Below are 23,872 nucleotides of genomic sequence, written 5' to 3'. Positions count from 1 at the left end.
TCTCGATCTCGTCGAGGCCGGACAATCCGGTCTCCAGCGAGCGCAACGCCTTTTGCAGCGACTCGGCGAAGTTGCGGCCGATCGCCATGGCTTCGCCGACCGACTTCATCGCGGTCGTCAATATCGGCTCGGAGCCCGGAAACTTCTCGAAGGCGAAGCGCGGAATCTTGGTGACGACATAGTCGATCGTCGGTTCGAAGGAGGCCGGCGTCGCGCCGCCGGTAATATCATTGGCGATCTCGTCGAGCGTGTAGCCGACCGCGAGCCGCGCCGCGACCTTGGCGATCGGAAAGCCGGTGGCTTTCGACGCCAGCGCCGAGGAGCGCGACACGCGCGGATTCATCTCGATTACGATCATGCGGCCGTTTTTCGGATCGACCGCGAATTGCACATTGGAGCCGCCGGTCTCAACGCCGATCTCGCGCAACACCGCGATCGAAGCGTCGCGCATGATCTGATATTCTTTGTCGGTCAGCGTCAGCGCCGGGGCGACGGTGATGCTGTCGCCGGTATGAACGCCCATCGGATCGACGTTCTCGATCGAACAGACGATGATGCAATTGTCCGCTCTGTCGCGGACGACCTCCATCTCATATTCTTTCCAGCCCAGCACGCTCTCTTCGACCAGAACTTCGTTGGTCGGCGAGGCGTCGATGCCGCGCTCGACGATCTCGATGAATTCCGCCTTGTTATAGGCGATGCCGCCGCCAGTGCCGCCGAGCGTGAAGGACGGACGGATGATCGCCGGCAGGCCGATGTCGTCGAGCGCCTCGAGCGCGGCGGACAGCGTCTTGACGTGATGCGACCTTGGCGTTTCCAGGCCGATCTTCGTCATCGCCTCGCGGAACAGCTCGCGGTCTTCAGCTTTGTCGATCGCATGGGCAGTCGCGCCGATCATCTCAATGTCGAAATTTTTCAGCACGCCCATTTTCTCGAGACTGAGCGCGCAATTGAGCGCGGTTTGTCCGCCCATCGTCGGCAGCAGCGCGAAGCCGCCTGGCGCCGCGTAGCGTTCCTTCTCGATGATCTTGGCGACGATTTCGGGCGTGATCGGCTCGATATAGGTGCGATCCGCCATCTCCGGATCGGTCATGATCGTCGCCGGATTGGAGTTGACGAGAACGATCCGGTAGCCCTCCGCCTTCAGCGCCTTGCAGGCCTGGGTGCCGGAATAATCGAATTCACAGGCCTGGCCGATGACGATCGGGCCGGCGCCGATGATCAAGATCGTGGAAATGTCGGTTCTTTTCGGCATGCCGCCTCAGTTGTCATCCGCTCGTCAGCGCTCTTTTGCCCTCATGCTAAGGATCGCCGTAGGCGCGTCTCGAAGCAGGAGGGCGAGATTTGTCCAGCGGTTTCCTCGTCCTTCGAGACGGCGGCTGCGCCGCCTCTTCAGGATGACGAAACCCCTTCGTCTTTTCACTCCGGCGCATCCCCGCGCGGGAGGGGACCGCGCATAAAAAAGGGCCGCGAGTCCGGCCCTTGGACCGGAACGCGTCCCGAACTTGCCCGTCATTCTATCGGCTGAACGGTATGCGGGCGGCGAGCGGGGCGCGCCCGGCTCGAAAGTCGCCGCCTGTCTAGACGAGAATGACGGTGATGTGAAGAGGCGCGGCGGCTGCGCCGCCGTTAGCCGGTGTAACCGCCCTCCTCGAGAAACCGGCGCTCCTCTTCCGCCGACTCGCGCCCGAGAATCGGATTGCGATGCGGAAAACGCCCGAAGCGGCGAATGATATCGCGATGGCCTTCAGCGTGGGAGAGAAATGGCCCGCCAAGCCGTGTCGCGAGCGTCACGGCGCGCTCCTGGTCGGAAAGACTCTCCGAATGGCCGAACGGCAGGTAGAAAAAGCCCTGCAATTGCGGCTCGACATCGCAGTCAAAGCCGGTGTCAATCGCCTTTGCGGCAATTTCGCGCGCGAACTCATCGGTTGCGTACATTCTCGGAGTGTCGCGGAAGGCGTTGCGCGGAAACTGATCCAACAGCAGCACGAGCGCCAGCGCGCCCGCGCTTGTCTCAAGCCAATGGCGAAGCCCGCCGCGCGCGGCGTCGTCGTGCAGGTGGAGGAAGCGGTCGTGGAAGCGTTGGTCGAATTCGACATTTTTTGCGAACCAGAGGTTAGGTCCGGCCTCGCGCCAAAAATCGATAACTTCAACCGCAGACGCAGGCGGATAAGTCATGGCGCCTTCGTTCGAATGAGCTCCTGGCTGGTAGCTATGATCGTTTTGCGGCGGATTTGCGCTATCATCGGTCCTCTTTCATCTCGGCCATAGGGCGTCTATGCGCATCATCATCCACTTGCCGATCTGCTTTCTTTGCCTGCTTTACGCATCGGGCGGTCACGCTGGCGACCTTTCCGACGTCATCGTCCAATGCGCGGCCTGCCATGGCGCGGACGGGATCGCCAAAAGCGCCGACGTACCGCATCTCGCCGGACAGCATGAGCTCTATCTATTCAACCAGATCAAGGCGTTTCGTTCCGGCAGGAGGCCGCATGAGGAGATGCGCTACATGAGCCGCCAGCTGTCCGAAGCCGAGATGCGGGAGATCGCCCGTCATTACGCCGCGATGCCGCGCTGAATATGTCGACGACGCGCCAGCTTGCGGCGTACGCTTCGGTCGGTGCCGTCGCGACGCTCGCGCATTACGCCGTTCTGATCGCGTTGGTCGAAGCCGCGGGCTGGCGCCCCGTGCCGGCGACGCTCTGCGGCTATGTCGTCGGCGGGGTCATCGCCTATATCCTCAACCGACGCCATGTCTTCGCGAGCGAGAGGCCGCATGCCGAGGCGACATGGCGCTTTGCGCTCGTCGCCTTCGCGGGCTTTTGCGTCACTTATGCGTTGATGAGTCTATTCGTCGATCGCTGGGGCGCGCCCTATCTGCCGGCACAGATTGTCACGACGGTCGCCGCCATGTTCGCGACCTTCGCGCTGAACAGGCGGTGGACGTTCGGGTGAGGCGCTCAGCGACGTCATGGCCGGGCTTGTCCCGGCCATCCACGCCGTGACATTCCATGAGTGCTGCAAGGAAGCCGCAGCGGCGCCGCGTGGATGCCCGCGACAAGCGCGGGCATGACGCGACTGTTATCGATGAGAGGCGCTTAAGGCCACTTCACCAGCGGCGGCATCGAGGAGAGGATCGAGTCGACGTTACCGCCGGTCTTCAAGCCGAAGATCGTGCCGCGGTCATAGAGCAGATTATATTCGACATAGCGGCCGCGCCGCACCAGCTGCTCGTCGCGCTGCGATTCGCTCCAGGGCTTCGCGAAATTGCGCCGCACGAGTTCGGGATAGATGTCGACAAAACTTTCGCCGACGTTGCGCGTGAAGGCGAAATCCGCGTCCCATGCTGAGTTTTCGGCGTCTCCGGCGCTGTTGAAATAGTCATAAAAAATGCCGCCGATACCGCGCGGCTCATTGCGGTGGGCGAGAAAGAAATATTCGTCGCACCATTGCTTGAAGCGCGCATAGTCGGCGACCGGATGGCGCTCGCAGGCGCCGCGCATCGCGGCGTGAAAGGCGACCGTGTCAGGATCGTTCTGCGTGCGTCGACCGTCGAGCACCGGCGTCAGGTCTGCGCCCCCGCCAAACCACGCCTTGCTCGTCACGACGAAGCGCGTGTTCATATGCACGGCGGGAACATTTGGGTTCCAAGGATGCGCGATCAGCGAGATGCCGGTCGCGAAGAAGCGAGGGTCTTCCGCCGCGCCCGGGATCTGCTTGGCGAATTCAGGCGCGAAGGTCCCGAACACGGTCGAGCAATGCACGCCGGCCTTTTCGAAAACGCGCCCCTTGATTATTCCCATGCGGCCGCCCCCGCCGGGCGCGCCGCTGTGATCCGTCCGGCTCCAGGCGGTGAGCGCGAACCGTGCCGGTTCCTCTGCGTCCGGCGCGAACGGCCCAGGCGCCTGATCTTCCAGCGCCTCAAAAGCGGCGATGATGCGTAACTGCAGCGACTCGAACCATGCGCGCGAGGCGTCCTTGCGGGTTTCGAGCTGATCCTGCGCGGCGGTCATCGAGGTCTCCTTCGTCGCCGCTTCATCAAGCCGCCGCCGGTCATTGTCAATTTTACAAGACGGCTATCGCGCAATAGTCGCGACTTTCATCTTCGAACCGTCACGGCGCCCCGCCGGCGCGACCGCCGCGGCCGCGAAGCCGGCGCGCAAGAATTGCACAAGCGCGGTCTTGACGTTCCTGCCGCGCTCGGTGAGTTCGGTGACGTAGCAGGAGCGCGGCTCGCCGTTCGGCCACTCACGGTTTCTCGCTTTCGCCTGGCGCATGTCTTCGAGAACCTGCGCCTTCACCTCGCGCGAGTCCTTCATCGAGATGAGCCCGTCGGCCGCCAGATGCCGATCGGTATTATAGGCCTCGGTCATTTTCTGATCGGCGAATTCGAAGTCGCACTGTTTGCCCTGATCGCCCACATAGAGAAGCCGTTCGACCCAGCTCGGCCGCAGGGACAGAATGTCGTCGGGCAGGATGTCTTTCATTTCCGCCGGCAGCGCCTGATAGATTTCCGTCGACTCGACGATCTGATCGACTTTGAACGCCGCCTTCACGTTGAACCCTTCGAAGCTTTCAATCTGGGTGAATTTGGCGAAGAGCTTGCCGACCGCGCCTCGCGCCTCCGAAAAATTGGTCACGAGCGCATAAAGCCCGATGCAGAGAACGACGGTGAACAACGCCGCATTAAGAGCTTTGAGCAGCCGGTCCCAAAGCGCGAGCGAGATGCGAATTGCCTGATGAGTCATGCCGCCCTCCCAAAATTCATTAACATCGCATTAACGACGCGCGATGAATTCCAAATTGGAGGGTTATTTCGTCGCGCGCTGTGCGGCGGCGCACATGATCAAACCGCGCGCAACTGTCGCAGCGCCTCGCCCAGGGCCATCGCCGCGGCCACGGCGACGTTGAGCGAGCGCACGCCTTGGCGCATGGGAATGCGCAGCGCCAGATCGGCGGCGGCGTGGACCTCGTCCGGCACGCCGGCGGATTCACGGCCGACAAGCAGAACGTCGCCCTGCTGGTAGGCGCAGTCTAGATAGGAGACGTCCGCACGCGTTGACAGCGGCAGCAAGCGACGCGGTTCGCCCGCCCGGCTGCATGTGGCGCGCCACGCTTGAAAGGCCGCGAAGGACGCGTGTCGGTCAATCGTCACGTGATCGAGATAGTCCATGCCGGCGCGCCGGAAGTCGCGGTCGCTTGTGGGAAAACCTGCAGGTCCGATAATCGCCGCAGCGACGCCAAGGCAGGCGCAGGTTCGCAGCATAGTCCCGGCGTTCTGTGGAATGTCGGGCTGGTACAAAGCAAGCGTAAGAGGAGCCATGCGCGCGTTCCGTCGTTGAAACGGTGGAATTTGCGGCATATCGCCGCGAACGGAGCCTCGCCCTTGTGCGCCCGAGGAAATAGCCAATTTTCCCAATCGCGGCTTGTGGACAGCGGCGGAGATTCGCGTAAAACGGTCGCCTTGGGCGCAGCCGCCGCCTCGGCCGCGAAGACTTGAGAGCGTTGGGAGAGGTTCGAGCGTGACAAGCAAAGACGCCGCCGTGAAACCGGCGGAGCCGAGCCGGCGCGACATTCTCTATGTCGCTACGGGCGCCGCCGCTGCGGGAGCCGTCGCCGGCGTGGCGTGGCCGCTGATTGCGCAGATGAATCCGGACGCGTCCACTTTGGCGTTGGCCTCGACCGAAGTCGATCTTTCGGCGGTTCCGGAAGGCCAGATCGTCACGGTGAAATGGCGCGGCAAGCCGGTTTTCGTGCGTCACCGCACGTCAGCCGAAATCAAAGCGGCGGAAGACGTTCCGTTGTCGGAACTTCCCGATCCGGAGCCGGACGCCAAACGCGTCCAAAAGCCTCAGTGGCTCGTCGTCGTCGGCGTCTGCACGCATCTCGGCTGCATACCGACCGGCAAGGAGGGCGAATTTAACGGTTGGTTCTGTCCCTGCCATGGCTCCGTTTACGACCTTTCGGGGAGGATTCGCAGCGGTCCGGCTCCGACCAACCTTGAAGTGCCGCCTTACGCCTTCATCGCAGATAAGAAGATCAAGATCGGCTAGCCAAGGCCGAACGGCTTCAATTTTCCGCGCGAATCCCGAGAGCACCAGGCCCATGGAAGGACATTCCCAATACACGCCCAAAGGCGGCTTCGCGCGCTGGTTGGAGCGTCGCCTGCCGATTTTGAGCTTTATGCACGATTCCTTTGTCGCCTATCCGACGCCGAAGAACCTCAACTACATGTGGGTGTTTGGCGCGATTTTGAGTTTCATGCTTGTCGCTCAGATCGTGACCGGCGTCGTTCTCGCCATGCATTACACGCCGGAGACGACGCTTGCCTTCGATTCCGTCGAAAAGATCATGCGCGACGTGAATTGGGGAACCGTGCTGCGCTACGCGCACGCCAATGGCGCCTCGATGTTCTTTCTCGCCGTCTACATCCATATCTTCCGCGGCATGTACTACGGCTCCTACAAGGAGCCGCGCGAGGTCTTGTGGATTCTCGGCGTCATTATCTTCATGCTGATGATGGCGACAGGATTCCTCGGCTATGTCTTGCCTTGGGGGCAGATGTCCTTCTGGGCGGCGACCGTCATCACCAATCTTTTCTCCGCCATTCCCGTCGTCGGCACGTCGATCACCACTTGGCTGCTCGGCGGCTACTCTGTCGACAATCCGACTCTCAACCGCTTCTACGCCTTGCACTATCTCGTGCCGTTCATCATCGTCGCCATCGTTATGCTTCACGTTTGGGCGCTGCATGTGACAGGCCAGAACAATCCGTCCGGCGTCGAGGTGAAGAACGTCAAAAGGGACACCGTTCCTTTCACGCCCTATGCGACCTTGAAGGATAGCGTGGGCATCGCGGCGTTTCTCGTGGTCTACACATGGCTGACGTTTTTCGTGCCGAACTATCTCGGCCATCCGGACAATTACATTGAAGCCAATCCGCTTGTGACGCCGCCGCACATCGTGCCGGAATGGTACTTTCTGCCGTTCTATGCGATCCTGCGCGCGATTCCGAACAAGCTGATCGGCGTCATCGCGCTCTTCGCATCGATTTTGATCACCGCGGCTTTGCCGTGGCTCGACACGTCGAAGGTGAAGTCGGCGGTCTACCGCCCACTGTTTCGCAAGGAATTCTGGGTCTTTCTCGCGGTGTGCATCGGCCTCGGCTATCTCGGCGCGCAGCCTGCCGAAGGCGCTTACCTTTGGTTCGCGCGGCTATTCTCAACCTATTATTTCCTGCACTTCCTGGTGATTTTGCCGATCCTGGGCAAGATCGAGAAGCCGGAGCCGGTTCCAGAGTCGATCGAGGCCTCGATCGTGCGCAGGGAAGCCTCCCATGTCTGAGGCGCATGAAAAATCGGGTCGCGTCGTCCCTTGGATGAAGCGCTTGACGCTCATTCCCCTCGCGCTCGCCGCGACGGTGGCGCTGGCTGGTCCTGCCTTGACGCTGGAGGAGACCCCTCCCTCCGCCGCCGATCAGGCCGCCGAGCCATCCGCCGCCGATAAGGCCACAGCCCCTGCCGCGAAGGAAGATCAGGTCAAAGTGCCTCCCGCGAAGGACTCCGATCAGGGCGCCGCGGCCGCCACGCAGGCGACCGATCAGGTCGCCGCGCCTGCCGCGAAGGAAAAGGAGGCGCGTCACGAAAGCGCGCGGCATGAGCAAAAGCCCCGGCGCTTCGACTGGAGCTTCGCGGGCGCGTTCGGCCGCTACGACAGGGCGCAGTTGCGCAGAGGATTCAAGGTCTACAAGGAGGTCTGCTCCTCCTGCCATTCGATCAAAATGCTCGCCTTCCGTAATCTTTCGCAGCCCGGCGGGCCCGAGTTTTCCGAAAAGGAGGTCGAGGCGCTCGCCGCGAGCTACAAGGTCAAGGACGGGCCCAACGAGGCGGGCGAATATTACGATCGGCCGGCGCGTCCGAGCGACCGCTTTCCGCCGCCATTCGCCAATGAACAGGCGGCGCGCGCCGCGCTCGCCGGCAATTATCCGCCGGACATGTCAGTTCTCGCCAAGGCGCGCGGCTATTCGCGCGGCTTTCCGCTTTTCCTGTTCGACGCCCTGCCGGGATTTTCCTATCAGGAGCACGGAGTCGATTACATCGTCTCGCTGATGGAGGGCTACGAAGACCCGCCGCCGGACGTGAAATTGCCGGAAGGACAATTCTACGATCCCTATATGCCGGGCCGGCGCATCGGCATGCCGCCGCCGCTTTCCGCGGGCGTGGTGACCTATGACGACGGCGCGCCGCAGACGATCGATCAATACGCCAAGGACGTTACGGCGTTCATGATGTGGGTCGCCGAGCCGCATCTCGAATCCCGCAAGCGCGTCGGGCTCGGGGTCATCGCCTTCCTGCTCGTCTTCGTCGGCTTGCTCTATTATACGAAGCGCAAAATCTGGACGGACGTGCCGCACTAATCAGCGCGCGATCCAGCTTCGACGGACGCACAACGGCGTTGGCGACATCGGGCGGCAGCGGCGATTTCTTGATCGAAGCCGCCAAATCGGGCACAAGGCGCTACGTCTCTGGGCTTCGATCGCTCGCCATTTTTCCCGGAAAGGTTGAAATGTCTGAGATCATGCGCGTCGGCATCGCGGGTCTCGGCACCGTCGGCGCGGCGGTGGCGCGTCTGCTCCGCCGGCAGGCCGAGGCGCTGACCGCCCGCACCGGGCGGCGCATCGTTCTGGCGGGCGTTTCGGCTAGGGACGCCGCGAAGGAGCGCGACGCCGACCTTTCCGGCGCGGAATTTTTCCACGATCCGGTCAAGCTCGCCGCCTCGCCGTCGATCGACCTTTTCGTCGAACTGATTGGCGGCTCGGAAGGTCCGGCGCGCGCCTGCGTCGAAACGGCGCTCGCCCATGGCAAAGCGGTGGTCACCGCCAACAAGGCCTTGCTCGCCGCGCATGGCCTGCATCTCGCGGCGCTCGCCGAGGAAAAACATGCCGCGCTCGCCTTTGAGGCGTCGGTCGCCGGCGGCATTCCGATCGTCAAGACGCTGCGCGAGGGGCTCGCCGGCAATTCGATCGAGCGCGTCTACGGCATTCTCAACGGCACCTGCAATTACATTCTCTCACGGATGGAGCAGGAGCAGCTGTCTTTTGAGGAATGCTTGAAGGAGGCGCAAAGCCTCGGCTACGCCGAGGCCGATCCGACCTTCGACATCGGCGGTTTCGACACTGCCCACAAGCTCGCGATCCTCACCTCGCTCGCCTTCGGCACGCGCATCGCCACGGAGGCGATCGATATAGAAGGCATCGAGCGCGTCACGCTCGCCGACATCGACGCGGCGGCCGAACTTGGCTACCGCATCAAGCTGCTCGGCGTCGCGCAGCGCACCGCCGACGGCGTCGAGCAGCGCGTGCATCCGACCATGGTCAGCAAAAAAACCGCCGTCGCTCAGGTAATGGGCGTCTTGAACGCCGTCACCATCGACGCCGACGCGGTGCATGAACTGACGCTCGTTGGCCCAGGCGCCGGGGGCGACGCCACCGCCTCGGCCGTCGTCGCCGACATCGCCGACATCGCCAAGGGCGTGCGTTCGGCGCCTTTCGGCCTGCCGAAGGCGAAGCTCGCGGAGCTTAAGCGCACGCCGATGCAGCGCCACGAAGGCGGCTATTACATCCGCATGTCGGTGCGCGACGTCGCGGGCGCTTTCGCCAAGATCGCGACGCGCATGGCCGAGCGGCGCATCTCGCTGGAAAGCATCGTGCAGCGCGGCGCGCGCGGCGCGCCGGGCGATTGCGTCGACGTCATCCTCATCACCCATGCGACGAGCGAACATCTGGTGCGCGAGGCGCTGGACTTGATCTATCAGGACGGCGTCATCGTCTCGCGCGCGCAGGTCATCCGCATCGAACGCGAGTAGCGCGACATGACGCAACAACCTGAACCCGATGCGTCGCAGATCGACCGTTATCTGACGCTGGAGCTGGCGCGCGCTTCCGAGCGCGCTGCGGTCGCGGCCGCCAGATTGCGCGGACGGGGCGACGAAATGGCCGCCGATCTCGCGGCGGCCGAGGCGATGCGCGAAGAGCTGTCGCGACTTCCCGTGCGCGGACGCATCGTGATCGGCGAGGGCGACGAAGACTCCGCGCCGCTGCTCTATATGGGCGAAGAAATCGGCGCGGGCGTCGGTCCCCGTGTCGACCTCGGCGTTGCGGCGCTAGAGGGGTCGACGCTCTGCGCCAAGGACATGCCGGGCTCGCTAGCCGTCGTCGCCATGGCGCCGGCCGGTTCGCTCCTGCATGCGCCCGACGTTTACATGGACAAGATCGCCATCGGTCCTGGATATCCGGAAGGCACGATCGATCTCGACCGTGATCCGGGCGACAATGTCAGGGCGCTCGCCATCGCCAAGGGCGTGCGGCCGAGCGAAATCACCGTGAGCATTCTCGATCGGCCGCGCCATGCCGAAATCATCCGCGCCTGCCGCAAGGCCGGCGCCTGCGTGCGCCTCATCACCGACGGCGACGTCGCGGCGATCATTCTCACCACGCATCCTTCGGAAACCGGCGTCGACATGTATCTTGGCCGCGGTGGCGCCTCGGAAGGGGTGCTTGCCGCCTGCGTGCTGCGTTGCGCCGGCGGTCAGATGCAGGGGCGGCTCGCGCTTGAGACTCGCGATCAGATCGCCAAGGCCCAGCGTCTCGGCCCGATCGATCCGCGCCGGAAATACTCGGTCGGCGACATGGCGGCCGGCGATGTCGTCGTCTGCGTGACCGGGGTCACCGCTGGGCCGCTCGTCGGGGGCGTATCGCTCGGCAGGACGACGATCGACACCGAGACGATCGTCTATCGCTCGGCGACCGGCACGATCCGCCGCATCCACGCGATGCATCAGGCGGTGGGAAAGTTCGATTGACGCTGAATCCGTCGTCGATCACGCGCTGTAAAGTGCGCCGCAATCCGGCGACGGCGGAGCTGCATCCATTACTTGAGCGCATGGCGTCGGCGACATTCGTCGCGACGCGGACGGAGAGGGTGTCGCGTCAATGACTCCCGCCGCTCATGTCTCCGCCGCGATTGAAGTGCTCGACGACCTTGTAAGGCGCCGTCGGCCGGCCGCCGAGGCCTTAAAGGACTGGGGCGTCGCGCATCGCTTCGCGGGCTCCAAGGATCGCGCCGCTATCGCGAGCCACGTTTACGACGCGCTGAGGAAGCGCGCGTCCGCGGCCTATGTCATGGGCGCCGAGACGCCTCGCGCGATCATGCTCGGCGCGCTGCGCGAGGCGCGCGGTCTCGACGCCGCCACGATCGCTTCGCTCTGCACCGGCGCGGGCCACGCGCCGGCGCCGCTCTCCGACGAGGAGAAAGACAGTCTGGAGACGAGTTCGCTCGACGTCGCGCCGGACCATGTGCGCGGCGACTATCCGGAGTGGCTCGCGCCTCGTTTCGAAGCGGCGTTCGGCGCCCGCGCGGCGGAAGAAGGCGCAGCGCTCGCAGCCCGCGCGCCGGTCGATCTGCGCGTCAATATTCTGAAAGGCTCGCGCGATCAGGCGCTCGACAAGCTCGCGCATTTGTCGCCGGCGCCGACGCCGCTTTCGCCGATCGGTCTGCGCATCGACGCAGGGCAGGGCCGGGGACCGGCGCTCACCGCCGAAACCGTTTACGTGAAGGGTCTTGTCGAGCCCCAGGACGAAGCGTCTCAGCTGGCCGCGCTGCTCGGCGCCGCCGAGCCTGGCGAACAGGTTCTCGATTTTTGCGCCGGCGGCGGCGGCAAGACGCTGGCGCTCGCGGCGCAGATGCATAACCGCGGCCAGATCTACGCCTACGACTCGGACGGCCGCAGACTCATGCCGATCCACGAGCGTCTGGAGCGGGCGGGCGCGCGCAACATTCAGGTGCGTGCGCCGCGCGGCCAGGCCGATGTGCTCGCCGATCTCGAAGCGCGCTGCGACCTCGTTCTGATCGATGCGCCCTGCACCGGAACCGGCGCTTGGCGGCGCCATCCCGACGCCAAATGGCGGCTTGCGCCCGGCGCGCTTGACCTGAGATTGAAGGAGCAGCGCGAACTTCTGACGAAGGCTTCCCGCTTCGTGAAGCCGGGCGGGCGTCTCGCTTACGTTACCTGCTCGGTGCTAGGCGAGGAAAACGAGGACCAGGTCGCGGCCTTCGTCGCGGCCAATCCCGATTTCGCCGCGCTTTCGGCTGCGGAGACAGCGGAAAAGGCGGGACTTCCCGACCTCGCCCGCTTCGCCTCGCCGCACGGACCCGGCATCCGCCTCTCGCCGGCGACAAGCGGGACGGACGGGTTTTATGTTTGTGTCTTGGCGAAGCGCTGAGTAAGACCAGTCCGAGTGCTCCAACCGGCGTCATGCCCGCGCTTGTCGCGGGCATCCGCGCCGACATTCCGCAGCGGCCCGGCGGGGATGGCCGGGACAAGCCCGGCCATGACGGTGCACTGCGGTTCAATCAGGTTTGCCGATGACCACCGCGCCCGACGCCTTCCATCACGACATCGCCGATCGCCACGACAAGGTGCTGATCGTCGATTTCGGCTCGCAGGTGACGCAGCTCATCGCGCGGCGGGTGCGCGAAGCGGGCGTCTATTGCGAGATCGCGCCATTCCAGAACGCCGAGCGCGCCTTCGCCGAAATCCGCCCCAAGGCTGTGATCCTCTCGGGCGGACCTTGCTCGGTTACGGAGAAGGACTCTCCGCGGGCGCCGCAGAGCATTTTCGACTCCGGCGTTCCGTTGCTCGGCATCTGCTATGGCGAACAGACGATGGCGACGCAACTCGGCGGCTTGGTCGAGGGCGGCCATCATCGTGAGTTCGGCCGCGCCGAGGTGACGGCGTTGGAGCAAAGCGCACTCCTCGATGGCGTGTGGGAGAAGGGCGGCAGCTTCCCCGTCTGGATGAGCCACGGCGACCGCGTGACCAAGCTGCCGGAAGGCTTTCGTGTCATCGCCGCGTCAGAGAACGCGCCTTTCGCCGCGATCGCGGATGAAGCGCGCCGTTATTTCGGGGTGCAGTTCCATCTTGAAGTCGTGCATACGCCCGACGGCGCCAGGCTGCTTTCGAATTTCGTGCACAAGGTCGCGGGTCTAAAGTCCGACTGGACGATGGCGGCGTTTCGCGGTGAGGCGATCGCGGCGATCCGGCGCCAGGTAGGCGACGGGCGCGTGCTCTGCGGCCTATCGGGCGGCGTCGACAGCGCCGTCGCGGCGGTGCTCATTCACGAAGCGATCGGCGAGCGCCTCACCTGCGTTTTTGTCGATCACGGCCTGCTAAGACAGGGCGAGGCGGAAGAAGTCGTACGGCTCTTTCGCGATCACTACAACATTCCGCTGCATCACGTCGAAGCCGCGGATTTGTTCCTCGGCGCGCTTGAAGGCGTCGACGATCCGGAGGTGAAGCGCAAGACCATCGGACGGCTCTTTATCGAGACGTTCGAGGCCGAGGCGAAGAAGATCGCGCAGGGCGGGCGCGGCGCGCCGCAATTTCTGGCGCAAGGCACGCTCTATCCGGATGTGATCGAGAGCGTGTCGTTTACCGGCGGGCCGTCGGTGACGATCAAATCGCATCACAATGTCGGCGGCCTCCCGGAGCGCATGAACATGCGGCTCGTCGAGCCCTTGCGCGAACTCTTCAAGGACGAGGTGCGCGCCTTGGGCCGCGAACTCGGACTGCCTGAAGCGTTCGTCGGGCGCCATCCCTTTCCTGGGCCCGGACTCGCCATCCGCTGCCCGGGCGTCATCACCCGCGAGAAGCTTGCGATCCTGCGCAAGGCCGACGCCGTCTATCTCGACGAAATCCGCAAGGCGGGATTGTATGACGAAATCTGGCAGGCCTTCGCGGCGCTGCTGCCGGTGCGTTCAGTCGGCGTGATGGGCGACGGGCGCACATATGATTATGTCGTCGCGCTGCGCGCCGTGACGTCAAGCGACGGCATGACGGCGGATTTCTATCCTTTCGACATGAGTTTCCTCGGCCGGGCCGCGACGCGGATCATCAATGAGGTGAAGGGCGTCAACCGGGTCGTGTATGACGTGACGAGCAAGCCGCCGGGAACGATTGAGTGGGAATAATTTTTGCCCATCCGAGGGTATCCGAAACTACGCTACAGCGCGACGTAACCACCTGAAAAACATAAATAATAGCACAGATACATATCGAGAGCTATCGGTGGCCATGAATCGCGTCTGACGGCCTCGCTGACGGACCTCGCCCCCATTGATCAACCGGAAAATCGAAAGTACCGTCACGGCAAATGAGGCTCGTGACGGTGCTTTTTTCGACATAAGGCGCTGAGAAAAAAGCGTCTTTTACGCCAATGGCCTCCCAAAACCGCGTGACGGTACTTTTCGCGAGGTGGCTCAGGATGTTGACGGATGCAGCACTCAAGGCTCTGAAACCTAGAGAGAAAATGTACAAGGTGACGGACCGGGACGGCATGTATGTGCGTGTCGCGCCGTCGAGTGCCATCTCCTTCAGGCTCGACTATCGGCTGAACGGCAGGCGGGAGACCGTCTATCTCGGCAAGTACGCCCGAGACGGGATCTCGCTCGCCCGGGCTCGCGAACTATGCCTGGACGCGCGCCGAGCGATCGCAGAGGGGCGGTCCCCCGCCATCGAGAAGCAGCGGGAGAAGCGCCGGATTAAGGAAGCCAAGAGCTTCGGCGCGTTCGGCGAGAAGTGGATGGTCAACGCGCCGATGGCCGACAGCACGCGCGCGATGCGCCGCTCGATCTTTGAGCGGGAGCTTATGCCGGTCTGGCGGAACCGTTTGCTGACCGAGATCACTCCCGATGATCTTCGTGCCCACTGCGCGAAGATCGTGGAACGGGGCGCGCCCGCGACGGCGATCCATGTGCGCGATATCCTGAAGCAGATCTACGGCTTCGCCATTCTCCACGGCGAGAAGGTCGCAAACCCGGCCGATGACGTCGGTCCGGCCTCGATCGCCACCTTCACACCCAAGGATCGCGCGCTCTCGCCGACCGAAATCCGCATCATGCTCAAGCAGCTCGAGCATGTGGCGACGCTGCCGACGATCCGCCTCGGCATGAAGCTCTACCTCCTCACCATGGTTCGGAAGAGCGAGCTGCAGGACGCGGTTTGGGACGAGGTCGATTTCGACAACGCCGTCTGGACTATCCCGAAGGAGCGCATGAAGCGATCGAAGCCGCATAACGTCTACCTGTGCCGGCAGACCCTCGACATCATGATCGCGCTCAAGACTTGCGCCGGTAACTCACGGTATCTGCTGCCCTCACGGTATGATGCGGACGCCCCGATGTCGCGTGCGACCTTCAACCGGGTCACCTACGCCGTCGTCGAACAGGCGAAGAAGGAGGGGCTGCCGCTGGAGCCGTTCACGGTCCACGATCTGCGGCGCACGGGCTCGACGCTGCTCATCGAATTGGGCTTCAACCGCGACTGGATCGAAAAGTGCCTGGCGCACGAAGACGGGCGTTCATCGCGTGGCGTCTACAACAAGGCTGAGTATGAGGTTCAGCGCCGGCACATGATGCAGGAATGGGCTGACATCGTTGAAGCCTGGGTAGAGGGTCGGAAACACGTTCCGACGCTCCTGCCTCCCTCTATGCCCGTTGTTGCGCTCGATCCCGCGCTTTGACAGGCCGGGACTTGCGCTTGGAGACGTCGGGATGCTGCGCTCGACGGATCGGAGTTGCGCGCCGCGCCAACAACCACGCGTGAACCTCGGCGAGATCCCAGACGATACAGCGCGGCGACAGCGCAAAGCGTCGAGGAAACTCGCCGCGCTGCTCCATTTCATAAATCGTGCTGTCTGCCAGGGGGACCATCTCACGCAGTTGGCGCCGTCGGATGGTCTTCCTGATCTCCAAAGTCTCGATCTGGCCCATGCTCGATTTCCTTCTTAGCTGCTGCCGACGATTGAGAACGATAGGAGTCGATGCCGGAAGCCCCTTCGGAATGGCTTGCGGAAATTTCGGGCTCTGGCGTGCAAATCGGTGGGGCTAGATCTGGATCCGCCTATAATCGACGGGCTTTCTTGAACGCTCGGTCGCTGGCGATAAATCGCTCCAACATCAGCGCGATGAGCTTTTCCGGCTCGATCGCCTTCCCAGAGTCGCGCGCGAGGATTTCGGCATAAGCGACGAGGTTGCGATGCAGGGCCGCCGACAGCATGACGGTGACCTTGATCGGCTTCTCGTCTTCGACAGCTGAGAGTTTCAACTTCGTCATCGATCGCCTCCCGTCGCGAGGAGGTCGCCGGGCTCCAGATAAGGCGCGAGGACGAGATCGCGCGTGATGATTACCCGCACCGGAAAGCCCGGCCGAATGGTGAGCGTCGGCTGGATGTTGAGATTGCGCCCGATGATCTGCTGGCCGGTCTGATTGAGGCTTTGCGCGCCGCCGCGGCGCAGCGCCTGAATGAGGGCGTTTTCGGTCCCGGTTGTACCGAGCTGCGTCCCGACGCCGAGAATGGTGGAGAGCGCAGCGGCGCCCGCGAGGCGAAACCAATGATGATCGACGCCGTCTTCGAGTCCCGAATAGCCGGCAGCATCGGCGCCGGGCTGGCGCTCGAGAACGATTGAGCGCCCGTTGGGGAGAATGAGACGGTTCCAGACGAGGAGCACGCGCGATTGCCCGAAGGCGATTTGCGAGTCGTAGACGCCGATGAGCTTTGTGCCCTGCGGGATAAGCAGAAAGCGCCCCGTGGGGCTGTCATAGACGTTCTCTGTGACTTGCGCGGTGATCTGTCCGGGAAGATCTGAGTGAATGCCGGTGACGAGCGCGGCCGGAATGACCGCGCCCGCCTGCAGGACATAGCGCGACGCCGGGGCGGCGAGGTGATCCGGACTGACCGTGCGGCGATCGGTGGGCGCATTGACGAAAGCGAGCTTGCGATCCTGCATGTTCTGGACGTCGCCTGGATCGATTGGGGCCGGCTCGGTTGGAAGCACCGATGCTTGGACGCTCGGATCAACCGTCGATCTTTGAGCGCCCTCGGCATTGCTCGACGGCCGCTCGCGCACGTTCGTCGTCGCAAAGAGTTTCGCCGTCCGCGCCGCCTCGCGCTCCTGGCCAATGCGCTGTTGTTCGGGATCAGGACCGGTCGGTGGTAGTTGCCCTTGGGCGGCGAGGATCGGCCGTCCGAGGTCGCCCGGGAGCGGCGGCCCGAGCTTTGGGACGTCCTTTGGTAGGCCCGCGTAATCACGCGGCAGGGACGCAAGGCCGTCGGGGGTGGTCCTTGCTTCCGTATTGATGAGCTCCGACGCGGGGCCGGAGCGCGTGCGTCCCTGCAAGGCCCAGATGGTCATGCCAAGAAGGGCCGCGGAAGAGACGCCGGCGAGCGCGATCAGGACGCGGCGCGACAGACGTGTCACTGGCGGCCGCTCGGGTCGCAGGCGCAGCTCCTCCGCAAGCTTCTTCTCGTGCTCTGACCCGCTCATATGGCGGACCTCCCGTCGCTGCGCACGATGCGGACGATTTTTTGGTCGTCAGAACCGAAACGCAGCTCGGCGGCGGCAAAGAGCCGGTCGACGATCATGTGATTGCCGCGCACCCGGTAATTGACGAGCTGGCTGTCGCCCGAGGCGCCGGTGACGAAGAGCGGGGGCATCTCGCCCTGGGAGACGCCGCGGGGGAATTCGATGTAGACCTTGCGACCATCGTCGAAGGCGCGCAGCGGCCGCCAGGGCGTCGCGTCCCCGTCGATCGCGTAGCGGAAATTGAGCCGGGCGAGATCGAGGCCGACATCGACCGGCGCGGCGGCCTCGGCGGCGACGTTCTGGCGGCGCAGCGCGATGAGTTCGTCCTGCGGATATTGCCAGGAGACCGAGGCCATATAGGTCTTCTCGGTCGAACGCAGCTCCAGATGATAGGTGCGCCGGTCAGTATTGATGACGAGATTGGTCATCAAGTCGGCGCGGGTCGGCTTGACCATGATGTGGGTCTTGCGGGCGTTCCCCGCGCCGCTTTCCGTATCGCCGATGATCCAGCGCACCGTATCGCCGGCGGCGACGGGGCCGGAGCCGACGAGCTGCTCGCCGTCTTGAAGCGCGATGTCGGTGATCTCGCCCGGCGCGGCATAGACCTGATAGAGCGCGCCTTCGGTGAAGGGATAGATCTGGACGGCGTTGATGTAGCCGGCGCGGCGCGGCTCAATGCGCGCGGCGGCGTTGGCTTGTTCGATGCGCGCTTTTGGGTCGGTTGGCTCGGGGTGCTCTCCCTTGCCCCGCGCAAGGGATTTGAGCTGGCCGGGGAGCGGCAGTATCTTCGGGACTTCGACGATCCTGACCGGGCCAGGCGGATCGCTCTGCAGGCTCGCCGGAACCGGCAGATCGTCATAGGCGATCTCGGGCGGCTTGAAGCTCGAACAGGCGGTGAGCAAAGACGACGAGAGAATGAGGCTCGTGAAAGCCCGAAACGAGAATAGAGTCATTGCCCAAGCTCCTTCGACCAGTTGACGGCGTGAATGAAAAGGCCGAGCGGGTTCTTACGCAGGCGCTCGGCGTCGCGAGGCGGCTGAAGGGCGATGGTGAGAATGGCGGTCCAACGTTCGGTGGAAGCGAGGCTGGCGTTCTCGTAGCGGCGCTCGGTCCAGGCGACGCGGAAGGAATCGTCGGAAGCGCGAATGACGCTGGCGACGTCGATCGCGATCTGGACCTGCCCGACCTTGGCGAAGGGATCGTTCGCGCGGGCGTAGTCGTTCAAGGCCAGGGTGCCCTTGTCGGTAACGAAGTCGTAGGCCTTGAGCCAGTTCTGGCGCACGACGATCGGATCGGCGGGAATGGATCGGACATGTTCGACGAAGCGCGCGAGATGCCAGGCGATTTGCGGATCGGTCGGCCGATAATCCGCGACGGCGGGGGCGACGGCCTGCGCCTCGCCGAATTTATCGATCTGGACGACCCAGGGCACGATCGAGCCGCGCGCATTCTGCCAAACGAGGGCGACGGCGAGACCGCCCGCGAGGAAGAGATTGCCGAAAGCGATCAAGCGCCAGTTCTTCGCCTGCACGCGGGCGGAGCCGATGCGCTCGTCCCAGACCTGCGCGGCTTTCTGGTAGGGCGTTTCGGGCTCGGGCGTGCGCCCGTAGCGGACGGAAGATCGTTTGAACATTAGCGGGCCTCGGACAGATTGACGGAGGCGCCGCCGCCATGGGCGTCGCCGGCACGAAGAGCATGGGCGGCGATCGAGACGCCGTGCGAGACGGATTGGGAGCGCTTCAGGCGCTTGGCCCAAGCGGGTTCGCCGGATGGCGCTGGATTGACGCCGCCGCCTGAGGAAGCGCCGCCATCAGGCGGAGGGGCGGACGCGGCGCCGGCTGAAGCGAATGGCTGCGCAGCTGAGCCTCCCGACCCGCTGCCAGAACCGCCGGGGGGTGCGGAAGGCGGCGCGCTGCCAGCGGGCGGCTGCGGCCCGCGCGAAGGCGGCAATGTCGCCGCGGCCTGCGTCTCTCTCCTTCCGGCAAGCCCTGCGACCGTCCCGCCTGCAAGCCTTACGGCGCCGTAGCCAGCGGAGGCCGCGCCGCCCGCGACAGGCCCGGTCGCAACGACGGCGCCGGCGCCAAGCTGGGGCCCGCCCGAGACGATGCCATTGGCGATGCCGGGGCCGAAGATTCCAAGACCGAGAAGCGAGAGGGCGGCGAGCACCAACGCCATGGCGTCGTCGACGGTCGGCTGACCAGAGAAACCTTGCGTGAATTGCGCGAAGAGCGTCGAGCCGATGCCGACGATGACGGCGAGCACCAGAACCTTCACGCCCGACGAGACGACATTGCCGAGAACGCGTTCGGCGAGAAAGGCGGTCTTGCCGAAAAGGCCGAAGGGAATGAGGACGAAGCCGGCGAGCGTCGTCAGCTTGAATTCGATCAGCGTGACGAAGAGCTGGATCGCCAGAATGAAGAAGCTCAGGAGGACGATGAGCCAGGCGATGAGGAGAATAGCGATCTGAATGACGTTCTCGAAGAAGGAAACATAGCCGAGAAGCTGCGAAAGGGAATCGAGGAGCGGGCGTCCGGCGTCGATCCCGACCTGGGCGACGCGGCGGGGCCGCAGGAAGTCCGTGGCGGAGAGGCCGGCGCCGGCGGCCTTGAGACCCAATCCCGAAAAGCTTTCGAAGACGATGCGGGCGAGACTGTTCCAATTGCCGATGAGGTACGCGAAGACGCCGACGAACAGGGTTTTCTTCACCAATCGGGCGATGATGTCTTCGTCGGGCCCCATGCTCCAGAAGAGCGCGGCGAGGGTGATGTCGATGACGACCAGCGTCGCCGCCAGAAACCCCACCTCGCCGCCGAGCAGGCCGAAGCCGGAGTCGATGTAGCGGGTGAAGGTCTCGAGGAAGCGATCGATCACGCCGGTTCCGCCCATGGCGCTACTCGCTTTTCGGCTTCGGCGAGGCACCGGCGGCGGGCGAGCGATGTGACGGGAACATATCGATGAGATGCTCGGCGGGTTGCGCCGGCTCCCCATTCCCAAGAAACCTCTTGCGCTCCTTCACCCAGAGATCCTTGCAGGAGGGATCGTCCGCCTCTTCGATCGGGAGCTGGGCGCAGCGCAGGAGCCCGGGGTCGATCGCGGGTTCTTTTGAAGGCGCGCCGCTCGGCAAGAGCGACGCCGGTTTCGTTCGCGCCCCGACATCGGCGTCGCAGGCGGATTCGACGCCAATGAGCGCGATCGCCCCGGTCACGATGCCGACAGCCACAAAGCCGATATTTTCGGGCGCGAGCCAGTCTCTCCAATTCATGACATCGCCCCCCACTCAATGGAACATGGCGACATTGCCGGGCTGATAGCTTTGGCCCGGCGCAACGAAGCGGCGCATCTGCTCGCGCGCCTGTTCCTGGGCTTCGGCGTTGCGCGCGAGTTCAAGGGACTGGGCGCGCCCTTGCGATGCGAGGAGCGCGGTTACGTCGGCGAGTTGCTTGCTTTGCAGCGCGAGAAGCTGATTGCCGGCTTGCGACGCCTGAAGGACGCCGAGCGCGGACTGGCTCGACGAGATGAGCGCGCCGGCTTCGGAACGGGCGGTGTCGATGGACTGAACAATGCCGGCCTGAACGCGCATAGCGTTCTGCAAAGCTGACAAGGAGTTTTGCCAGCGCTGTTTCGCGCCGTCGACAAGGCTCGCCGAACTCACCGAAGAGTTGATGGGGCCGTAGTGCGTCGAAAAGGCCTGATCAATCTGCTGCACGTCATAGGCGATGCGCTGAGCCTCGCGGAGCAGCTGCTGAGTCTGGGAGATCGATTGCTGGATCGTCTGCAGAGAGGAATAGGGAAGGTTCGCAAGGTTTCTTCCCTGATTGAGCAGCATCCGCGCCTCGTTCTGGAGGCTGGTGATCTGATTGTTGATCTGCTGCAGCGTGTTCGCCGCAGTCAGAAAGTTTTGGGCGTAATTGGTTGGGTCGAACACAAAAAATTGCGCCACCGCGGGCGCACTGAGGAAAGCTAGCGACAAAGCGAAGGCGCTCGCGGCTGCGAGGCGACGAATGCGGGTCATGACGATGTCTCCAGATCGGTGGGGGTAGGCAGAAGTTCGGCGGCCCAGTCGAGGCCGCGCGCGGACAGCCAGGCGCGGGCGAAGCCATCGCGCCCGGCATTTGCGAAAATCTCGGCAATGAGTTTTTGGTCGGTCTTCGAAGACGCGGCGCAAAGGGCGAGCGCTATGGGGCCGAGGCCCAATTCGAAGAGGCGGTTGCCGCGCCGTGACTGGCAGTAATAGTCGCGCTTGGGCGTCGCCCGGGCGATGATCTCGATTTGCCGGTCATTAAGGCCGAAGCGGCGATAGATCGACAGGATCTGCGGTTCGATCGCGCACTCGTTGGGCAGAAAAATGCGGGTCGGGCAGCTCTCGACGATCGCGGGCGCGATCGGGCTCGTCTCGATATCGGCGAGCGACTGGGTGGCGAAGACGACGGAAGCGTTTTTCTTGCGCAGCGTCTTGAGCCATTCGCGCAATTGGGCGGCGAAACCGGGATCGTCGAGGGCGAGCCAGCCTTCGTCGATGACGAGAAGTGCGGGCGCGCCGTCGAGCCGGCCTTCGATGCGGTGAAAGAGATAGGAGAGGACGGCGGGCGCGGCGGCCGAGCCGATCAGTCCCTCCGTCTCGAAACATTGGACGTCGGCGCCGCCGAGAACCTCCGCGTCGGAATCGAGCAGCCGCCCGTGCGGCCCGCCCAGGCAAAACGGCTTGAGCGCGCGCTTGAGCGGATTGGACTGAAGGAGCACCGAGAGGCCGGTGAGAGTACGCTCTTCAATCGGCGCGGAGGCGAGAGACGACAGCGCCGACCAGAGATGCTCTTTGACATCTGGCGTGACGGCGACATTCTCGCGGGCGAGGATGGAGACGATCCAATCGGCGGCCCAGGCGCGCTCGGCGGGATCGTTTACGGCGGCGAGGGGCTGCAGGGCGACCGGATCGACAGCCTCCGCTGACAGCGCGCCGCCGAGATCGTGCCAGCTGCCGCCCATGGCGAGCGTCGCCGCCCGCGCCGATCCCCCGAAATCGAAGACAAAGATTTGCGAGCGCGCGTAGCGGCGAAACTGTAGCGCCATCAGAGCCAGCAGCACGCTCTTGCCGGCGCCAGTCGGTCCGATGACGAGCGTATGGCCGACGTCGCCGACATGCAGCGAGAAGCGAAACGGCGTCGAGCCTTCCGTGCGCGCGAAGAAGAGGGGCGGCGCATCGAGATGCGCGTCCGTCATCGGGCCGGCCCAGACCGCCGAGAGCGGGATCATATGGGCGAGATTGATCGTCGAGATCGGCGGCTGCCGGACATTGGCGTAGACATGTCCCGGAAGCGACCCCAGCCAGGCTTCGATGGCGTTGACCGTCTCGGTCATGGAGGTGAAGTCGCGGCCCTGGATGACCTTCTCGGCGAGGCGCAGCTTCTCGTCGGCAAGGCGCGGGTCATCGTCCCAGACCGTGATCGTCGCCGTCACATAGGCTTCGCCGATCAGGTCGGAGCCGAGATCCTGCAGCGCCGCGTCGGCGTCGAGCGCCTTGTTATGCGCGTCGGTGTCGAGAAGGACGGAGGACTCGTTCGTCATCACCTCCTTCAGGATCGCCAGGATGGATTTGCGCTTGGCGAACCATTGCCTGCGGATGCGGGTGACGACTCTGGTCGCGTCGGTCTTGTCGAGCGTGATCGCCCTTGTCGACCATCGATAGGGGAAGGCGAGGCGATTCAGTTCGTCGAGAATCCCAGGATGGGTCGCCGAGGGGAAGCCCATGACGGTGAGAATGCGCAGATGCTTGCCTCCAAGCCGGGGCTCGAGGCCGCCGGTCAGCTGCTCGTCGGCAAGGATCGCGTCGAGATGCATGGGCGTCTCTGGAACGCGGACCTTGTGCCGCTTGGTCGAGACGCAGGAATGGAGATAGGTCAGGGTCTCGCTGTCCGAGAGCCATTCGGCTTCCGGCGCAAAGCCCTCAATGAGCTGTAGCAGCCGGTCGGTGCGGTCGATGAAACCGGAGAGAACGGCGGTGGGCGCGCCTTCCGGCGATCGCCATTCGTAAAGCCAGCTTTCGGCGCCCGCCGCCTCATCCTCGGGCGGCAGATAAACGAGCGTTAGAAAATAGCCGCTCTCGAAATGCGCCCCTTCCTCTTCGAATTGGGCGCGGCGCTCTTCGTCGACTAGGACGGAGACGGGGTCGGGGAAGGCGCTGGCCGGATAATCCTGCGCGGGATTGCGCTGCGCTTCGAAGAAGATCGCCCAGCTGGATCCGAGGCGCCGCAGCGCATTGTTGAGCCGCGCCGTGACGCCGACGAGTTCGGCTTGTGTCGCGCTTTCAAGGTCGGGACCGCGAAAGCGCGCCGTTCGCTGAAACGAGCCGTCCTTGTTGAGGACGACGCCCGGCGCGACCAGCGCTGCCCAGGGCAGGAAGTCGGCAAGGCTTTGCGACTTTTTGCGATATTCGGCGAGGTTCAGCATCGTCGCTT

24 protein-coding genes are annotated in these 23,872 nt (G+C 64.0%); 10 read left to right on the top strand and 14 right to left on the bottom strand.

Translation table 11 applies throughout. The features are described 5' to 3' along the window. Together carB and QZ964_RS07065 are read right to left on the bottom strand one after the other, a co-directional pair. The coding region (gene carB, locus QZ964_RS07070; protein ID WP_292530369.1) for a carbamoyl-phosphate synthase large subunit at window positions 1-1,255 on the bottom strand (1,255 nt) is incomplete at its 3' end. Between the two features lie 374 nt (window positions 1,256-1,629). Further along, complete coding sequence (locus tag QZ964_RS07065) at window positions 1,630-2,178, bottom strand: DUF924 family protein (RefSeq protein WP_292530366.1); 549 nt, start codon at window positions 2,176-2,178, stop codon at window positions 1,630-1,632. A 100-nt stretch (window positions 2,179-2,278) separates the two neighbouring features. On the opposite strand from QZ964_RS07065, the gene QZ964_RS07060 reads away from it, so the two are divergent. Beyond that, window positions 2,279-2,578 carry a cytochrome c gene (locus QZ964_RS07060; RefSeq protein ID WP_292530362.1) on the top strand — a complete coding sequence of 100 codons (300 nt, stop codon included), beginning with the start codon at window positions 2,279-2,281 and terminating at the stop codon, window positions 2,576-2,578. A 2-nt stretch (window positions 2,579-2,580) separates the two neighbouring features. Further along, window positions 2,581-2,955 carry a GtrA family protein gene (locus tag QZ964_RS07055; RefSeq protein WP_292530359.1) on the top strand — a complete coding sequence of 125 codons (375 nt, stop codon included), beginning with the start codon at window positions 2,581-2,583 and terminating at the stop codon, window positions 2,953-2,955. A 143-nt stretch (window positions 2,956-3,098) separates the two neighbouring features. Here the strand turns inward: QZ964_RS07055 and hemF are convergent, their stop codons facing one another. From hemF to QZ964_RS07040, 3 genes are all read right to left on the bottom strand, one after another. Continuing rightward, a complete protein-coding gene (hemF, locus tag QZ964_RS07050) occupies window positions 3,099-4,013 on the bottom strand; it encodes an oxygen-dependent coproporphyrinogen oxidase (protein WP_292530356.1) in 915 nt (304 codons plus the stop codon). A gap of 63 nt (window positions 4,014-4,076) precedes the next feature. Continuing rightward, window positions 4,077-4,748: an rRNA methylase gene (locus tag QZ964_RS07045; RefSeq protein ID WP_292530353.1), complete on the bottom strand. Its 672-nt coding sequence runs from the start codon at window positions 4,746-4,748 to the stop codon at window positions 4,077-4,079. A 98-nt stretch (window positions 4,749-4,846) separates the two neighbouring features. Then, complete coding sequence (locus tag QZ964_RS07040; protein ID WP_292530351.1) at window positions 4,847-5,323, bottom strand: tRNA (cytidine(34)-2'-O)-methyltransferase; 477 nt, start codon at window positions 5,321-5,323, stop codon at window positions 4,847-4,849. Between the two features lie 199 nt (window positions 5,324-5,522). On the opposite strand from QZ964_RS07040, the gene petA reads away from it, so the two are divergent. The 8 genes from petA (at window position 5,523) to QZ964_RS07000 (ending at window position 15,577) form a co-directional block, all read left to right on the top strand. After that, a complete protein-coding gene (gene petA / locus QZ964_RS07035; RefSeq protein WP_292530349.1) occupies window positions 5,523-6,053 on the top strand; it encodes a ubiquinol-cytochrome c reductase iron-sulfur subunit in 531 nt (176 codons plus the stop codon). 52 nt (window positions 6,054-6,105) lie between these two features. Next, a complete protein-coding gene (locus QZ964_RS07030) occupies window positions 6,106-7,344 on the top strand; it encodes a cytochrome b/b6 (RefSeq protein ID WP_292530346.1) in 1,239 nt (412 codons plus the stop codon). Beyond that, complete coding sequence (locus QZ964_RS07025; RefSeq protein ID WP_367119241.1) at window positions 7,337-8,416, top strand: cytochrome c1; 1,080 nt, start codon at window positions 7,337-7,339, stop codon at window positions 8,414-8,416. The genes QZ964_RS07030 and QZ964_RS07025 overlap by 8 nt, the downstream gene beginning before the upstream one ends. A 149-nt stretch (window positions 8,417-8,565) precedes the next feature. Next, window positions 8,566-9,864, top strand: a complete 1,299-nt coding sequence (locus QZ964_RS07020; protein WP_292530344.1) for a homoserine dehydrogenase — start codon at window positions 8,566-8,568, stop codon at window positions 9,862-9,864. A 6-nt stretch (window positions 9,865-9,870) separates the two neighbouring features. Further along, window positions 9,871-10,860 (top strand): class II fructose-bisphosphatase, encoded by a 990-nt coding sequence (glpX, locus tag QZ964_RS07015; RefSeq protein WP_292530342.1) that lies wholly within the window; start codon window positions 9,871-9,873, stop codon window positions 10,858-10,860. A 130-nt stretch (window positions 10,861-10,990) separates the two neighbouring features. Further along, window positions 10,991-12,280 (top strand): RsmB/NOP family class I SAM-dependent RNA methyltransferase, encoded by a 1,290-nt coding sequence (locus QZ964_RS07010; RefSeq protein WP_292530339.1) that lies wholly within the window; start codon window positions 10,991-10,993, stop codon window positions 12,278-12,280. 142 nt (window positions 12,281-12,422) lie between these two features. Further along, window positions 12,423-14,027: a glutamine-hydrolyzing GMP synthase gene (gene guaA, locus QZ964_RS07005; protein WP_292530336.1), complete on the top strand. Its 1,605-nt coding sequence runs from the start codon at window positions 12,423-12,425 to the stop codon at window positions 14,025-14,027. Window positions 14,028-14,320: 293 nt separating this feature from the next. Continuing rightward, the gene (locus tag QZ964_RS07000) at window positions 14,321-15,577 is read left to right on the top strand and encodes a site-specific integrase (RefSeq protein ID WP_292530334.1); all 1,257 of its coding nucleotides are present in this window, start codon (window positions 14,321-14,323) and stop codon (window positions 15,575-15,577) included. On the opposite strand, the gene QZ964_RS06995 is transcribed toward QZ964_RS07000, so the two are convergent. The 9 genes from QZ964_RS06995 to trbE form a co-directional block, all read right to left on the bottom strand. Continuing rightward, entirely contained in the window at window positions 15,543-15,827 is a 285-nt protein-coding gene (locus QZ964_RS06995; protein WP_292530331.1) for an AlpA family transcriptional regulator, read from the bottom strand. The genes QZ964_RS07000 and QZ964_RS06995 overlap by 35 nt on opposite strands. A gap of 130 nt (window positions 15,828-15,957) precedes the next feature. Further along, a complete protein-coding gene (locus QZ964_RS06990; RefSeq protein ID WP_292530328.1) occupies window positions 15,958-16,170 on the bottom strand; it encodes a DUF2274 domain-containing protein in 213 nt (70 codons plus the stop codon). Next, on the bottom strand, window positions 16,167-17,381 hold the full coding sequence (locus QZ964_RS06985) for a TrbI/VirB10 family protein (RefSeq protein ID WP_292530324.1): 1,215 nt from the start codon (window positions 17,379-17,381) through the stop codon (window positions 16,167-16,169). Before QZ964_RS06985 ends, QZ964_RS06990 begins: the two co-directional genes overlap by 4 nt. After that, window positions 17,378-18,373, bottom strand: a complete 996-nt coding sequence (trbG, locus tag QZ964_RS06980; RefSeq protein WP_292530321.1) for a P-type conjugative transfer protein TrbG — start codon at window positions 18,371-18,373, stop codon at window positions 17,378-17,380. The genes QZ964_RS06985 and trbG overlap by 4 nt, the downstream gene beginning before the upstream one ends. Next, a complete protein-coding gene (gene trbF / locus QZ964_RS06975; RefSeq protein ID WP_292530318.1) occupies window positions 18,370-19,053 on the bottom strand; it encodes a conjugal transfer protein TrbF in 684 nt (227 codons plus the stop codon). The genes trbG and trbF overlap by 4 nt, the downstream gene beginning before the upstream one ends. Continuing rightward, complete coding sequence (trbL, locus tag QZ964_RS06970; RefSeq protein WP_292530315.1) at window positions 19,053-20,306, bottom strand: P-type conjugative transfer protein TrbL; 1,254 nt, start codon at window positions 20,304-20,306, stop codon at window positions 19,053-19,055. The genes trbF and trbL overlap by 1 nt, the downstream gene beginning before the upstream one ends. Before the next feature lie 4 nt (window positions 20,307-20,310). Then, window positions 20,311-20,682, bottom strand: coding sequence for a putative entry exclusion protein TrbK-alt (gene trbK-alt, locus QZ964_RS06965; protein ID WP_292530311.1), 372 nt, complete (start codon window positions 20,680-20,682; stop codon window positions 20,311-20,313). A gap of 15 nt (window positions 20,683-20,697) precedes the next feature. Then, window positions 20,698-21,432 carry a P-type conjugative transfer protein TrbJ gene (trbJ, locus tag QZ964_RS06960; protein ID WP_292530308.1) on the bottom strand — a complete coding sequence of 245 codons (735 nt, stop codon included), beginning with the start codon at window positions 21,430-21,432 and terminating at the stop codon, window positions 20,698-20,700. Next, a complete protein-coding gene (gene trbE, locus QZ964_RS06955) occupies window positions 21,429-23,864 on the bottom strand; it encodes a conjugal transfer protein TrbE (protein WP_292530306.1) in 2,436 nt (811 codons plus the stop codon). The genes trbJ and trbE overlap by 4 nt, the downstream gene beginning before the upstream one ends. Window positions 23,865-23,872: the final 8 nt, after the last annotated feature.

The organism is Methylocystis sp. (assembly GCF_021731785.1).
Taxonomy (GTDB): Bacteria; Pseudomonadota; Alphaproteobacteria; order Rhizobiales; family Beijerinckiaceae; genus Methylocystis.
The sequence above is the reverse complement of the archived record's forward strand: the minus strand, read 5'-3'. Positions and strand labels throughout refer to the sequence as shown.

Excerpts from the sequence above, each read along its gene's own strand:
- QZ964_RS07065 (WP_292530366.1), bottom strand. The coding sequence starts at position 2,178 with ATGACTTATCCGCCTGCGTCTGCGGTTGAAGTTATCGATTTTTGGCGC.
- QZ964_RS07060 (WP_292530362.1), top strand. The coding sequence starts at position 2,279 with ATGCGCATCATCATCCACTTGCCGATCTGCTTTCTTTGCCTGCTTTAC.
- QZ964_RS07055 (WP_292530359.1), top strand. The coding sequence starts at position 2,581 with ATGTCGACGACGCGCCAGCTTGCGGCGTACGCTTCGGTCGGTGCCGTC.
- hemF (WP_292530356.1), bottom strand. The coding sequence starts at position 4,013 with ATGACCGCCGCGCAGGATCAGCTCGAAACCCGCAAGGACGCCTCGCGC.
- QZ964_RS07045 (WP_292530353.1), bottom strand. The coding sequence starts at position 4,748 with ATGACTCATCAGGCAATTCGCATCTCGCTCGCGCTTTGGGACCGGCTG.
- QZ964_RS07040 (WP_292530351.1), bottom strand. The coding sequence starts at position 5,323 with ATGGCTCCTCTTACGCTTGCTTTGTACCAGCCCGACATTCCACAGAAC.
- QZ964_RS07030 (WP_292530346.1), top strand. The coding sequence starts at position 6,106 with ATGGAAGGACATTCCCAATACACGCCCAAAGGCGGCTTCGCGCGCTGG.
- QZ964_RS07025 (WP_367119241.1), top strand. The coding sequence starts at position 7,337 with ATGTCTGAGGCGCATGAAAAATCGGGTCGCGTCGTCCCTTGGATGAAG.
- QZ964_RS07020 (WP_292530344.1), top strand. The coding sequence starts at position 8,566 with ATGTCTGAGATCATGCGCGTCGGCATCGCGGGTCTCGGCACCGTCGGC.
- glpX (WP_292530342.1), top strand. The coding sequence starts at position 9,871 with ATGACGCAACAACCTGAACCCGATGCGTCGCAGATCGACCGTTATCTG.
- QZ964_RS07010 (WP_292530339.1), top strand. The coding sequence starts at position 10,991 with ATGACTCCCGCCGCTCATGTCTCCGCCGCGATTGAAGTGCTCGACGAC.
- guaA (WP_292530336.1), top strand. The coding sequence starts at position 12,423 with ATGACCACCGCGCCCGACGCCTTCCATCACGACATCGCCGATCGCCAC.
- QZ964_RS07000 (WP_292530334.1), top strand. The coding sequence starts at position 14,321 with ATGTTGACGGATGCAGCACTCAAGGCTCTGAAACCTAGAGAGAAAATG.
- QZ964_RS06995 (WP_292530331.1), bottom strand. The coding sequence starts at position 15,827 with ATGGGCCAGATCGAGACTTTGGAGATCAGGAAGACCATCCGACGGCGC.
- QZ964_RS06990 (WP_292530328.1), bottom strand. The coding sequence starts at position 16,170 with ATGACGAAGTTGAAACTCTCAGCTGTCGAAGACGAGAAGCCGATCAAG.
- QZ964_RS06985 (WP_292530324.1), bottom strand. The coding sequence starts at position 17,381 with ATGAGCGGGTCAGAGCACGAGAAGAAGCTTGCGGAGGAGCTGCGCCTG.
- trbG (WP_292530321.1), bottom strand. The coding sequence starts at position 18,373 with ATGACTCTATTCTCGTTTCGGGCTTTCACGAGCCTCATTCTCTCGTCG.
- trbF (WP_292530318.1), bottom strand. The coding sequence starts at position 19,053 with ATGTTCAAACGATCTTCCGTCCGCTACGGGCGCACGCCCGAGCCCGAA.
- trbL (WP_292530315.1), bottom strand. The coding sequence starts at position 20,306 with ATGGGCGGAACCGGCGTGATCGATCGCTTCCTCGAGACCTTCACCCGC.
- trbK-alt (WP_292530311.1), bottom strand. The coding sequence starts at position 20,682 with ATGAATTGGAGAGACTGGCTCGCGCCCGAAAATATCGGCTTTGTGGCT.
- trbJ (WP_292530308.1), bottom strand. The coding sequence starts at position 21,432 with ATGACCCGCATTCGTCGCCTCGCAGCCGCGAGCGCCTTCGCTTTGTCG.
- trbE (WP_292530306.1), bottom strand. The coding sequence starts at position 23,864 with ATGCTGAACCTCGCCGAATATCGCAAAAAGTCGCAAAGCCTTGCCGAC.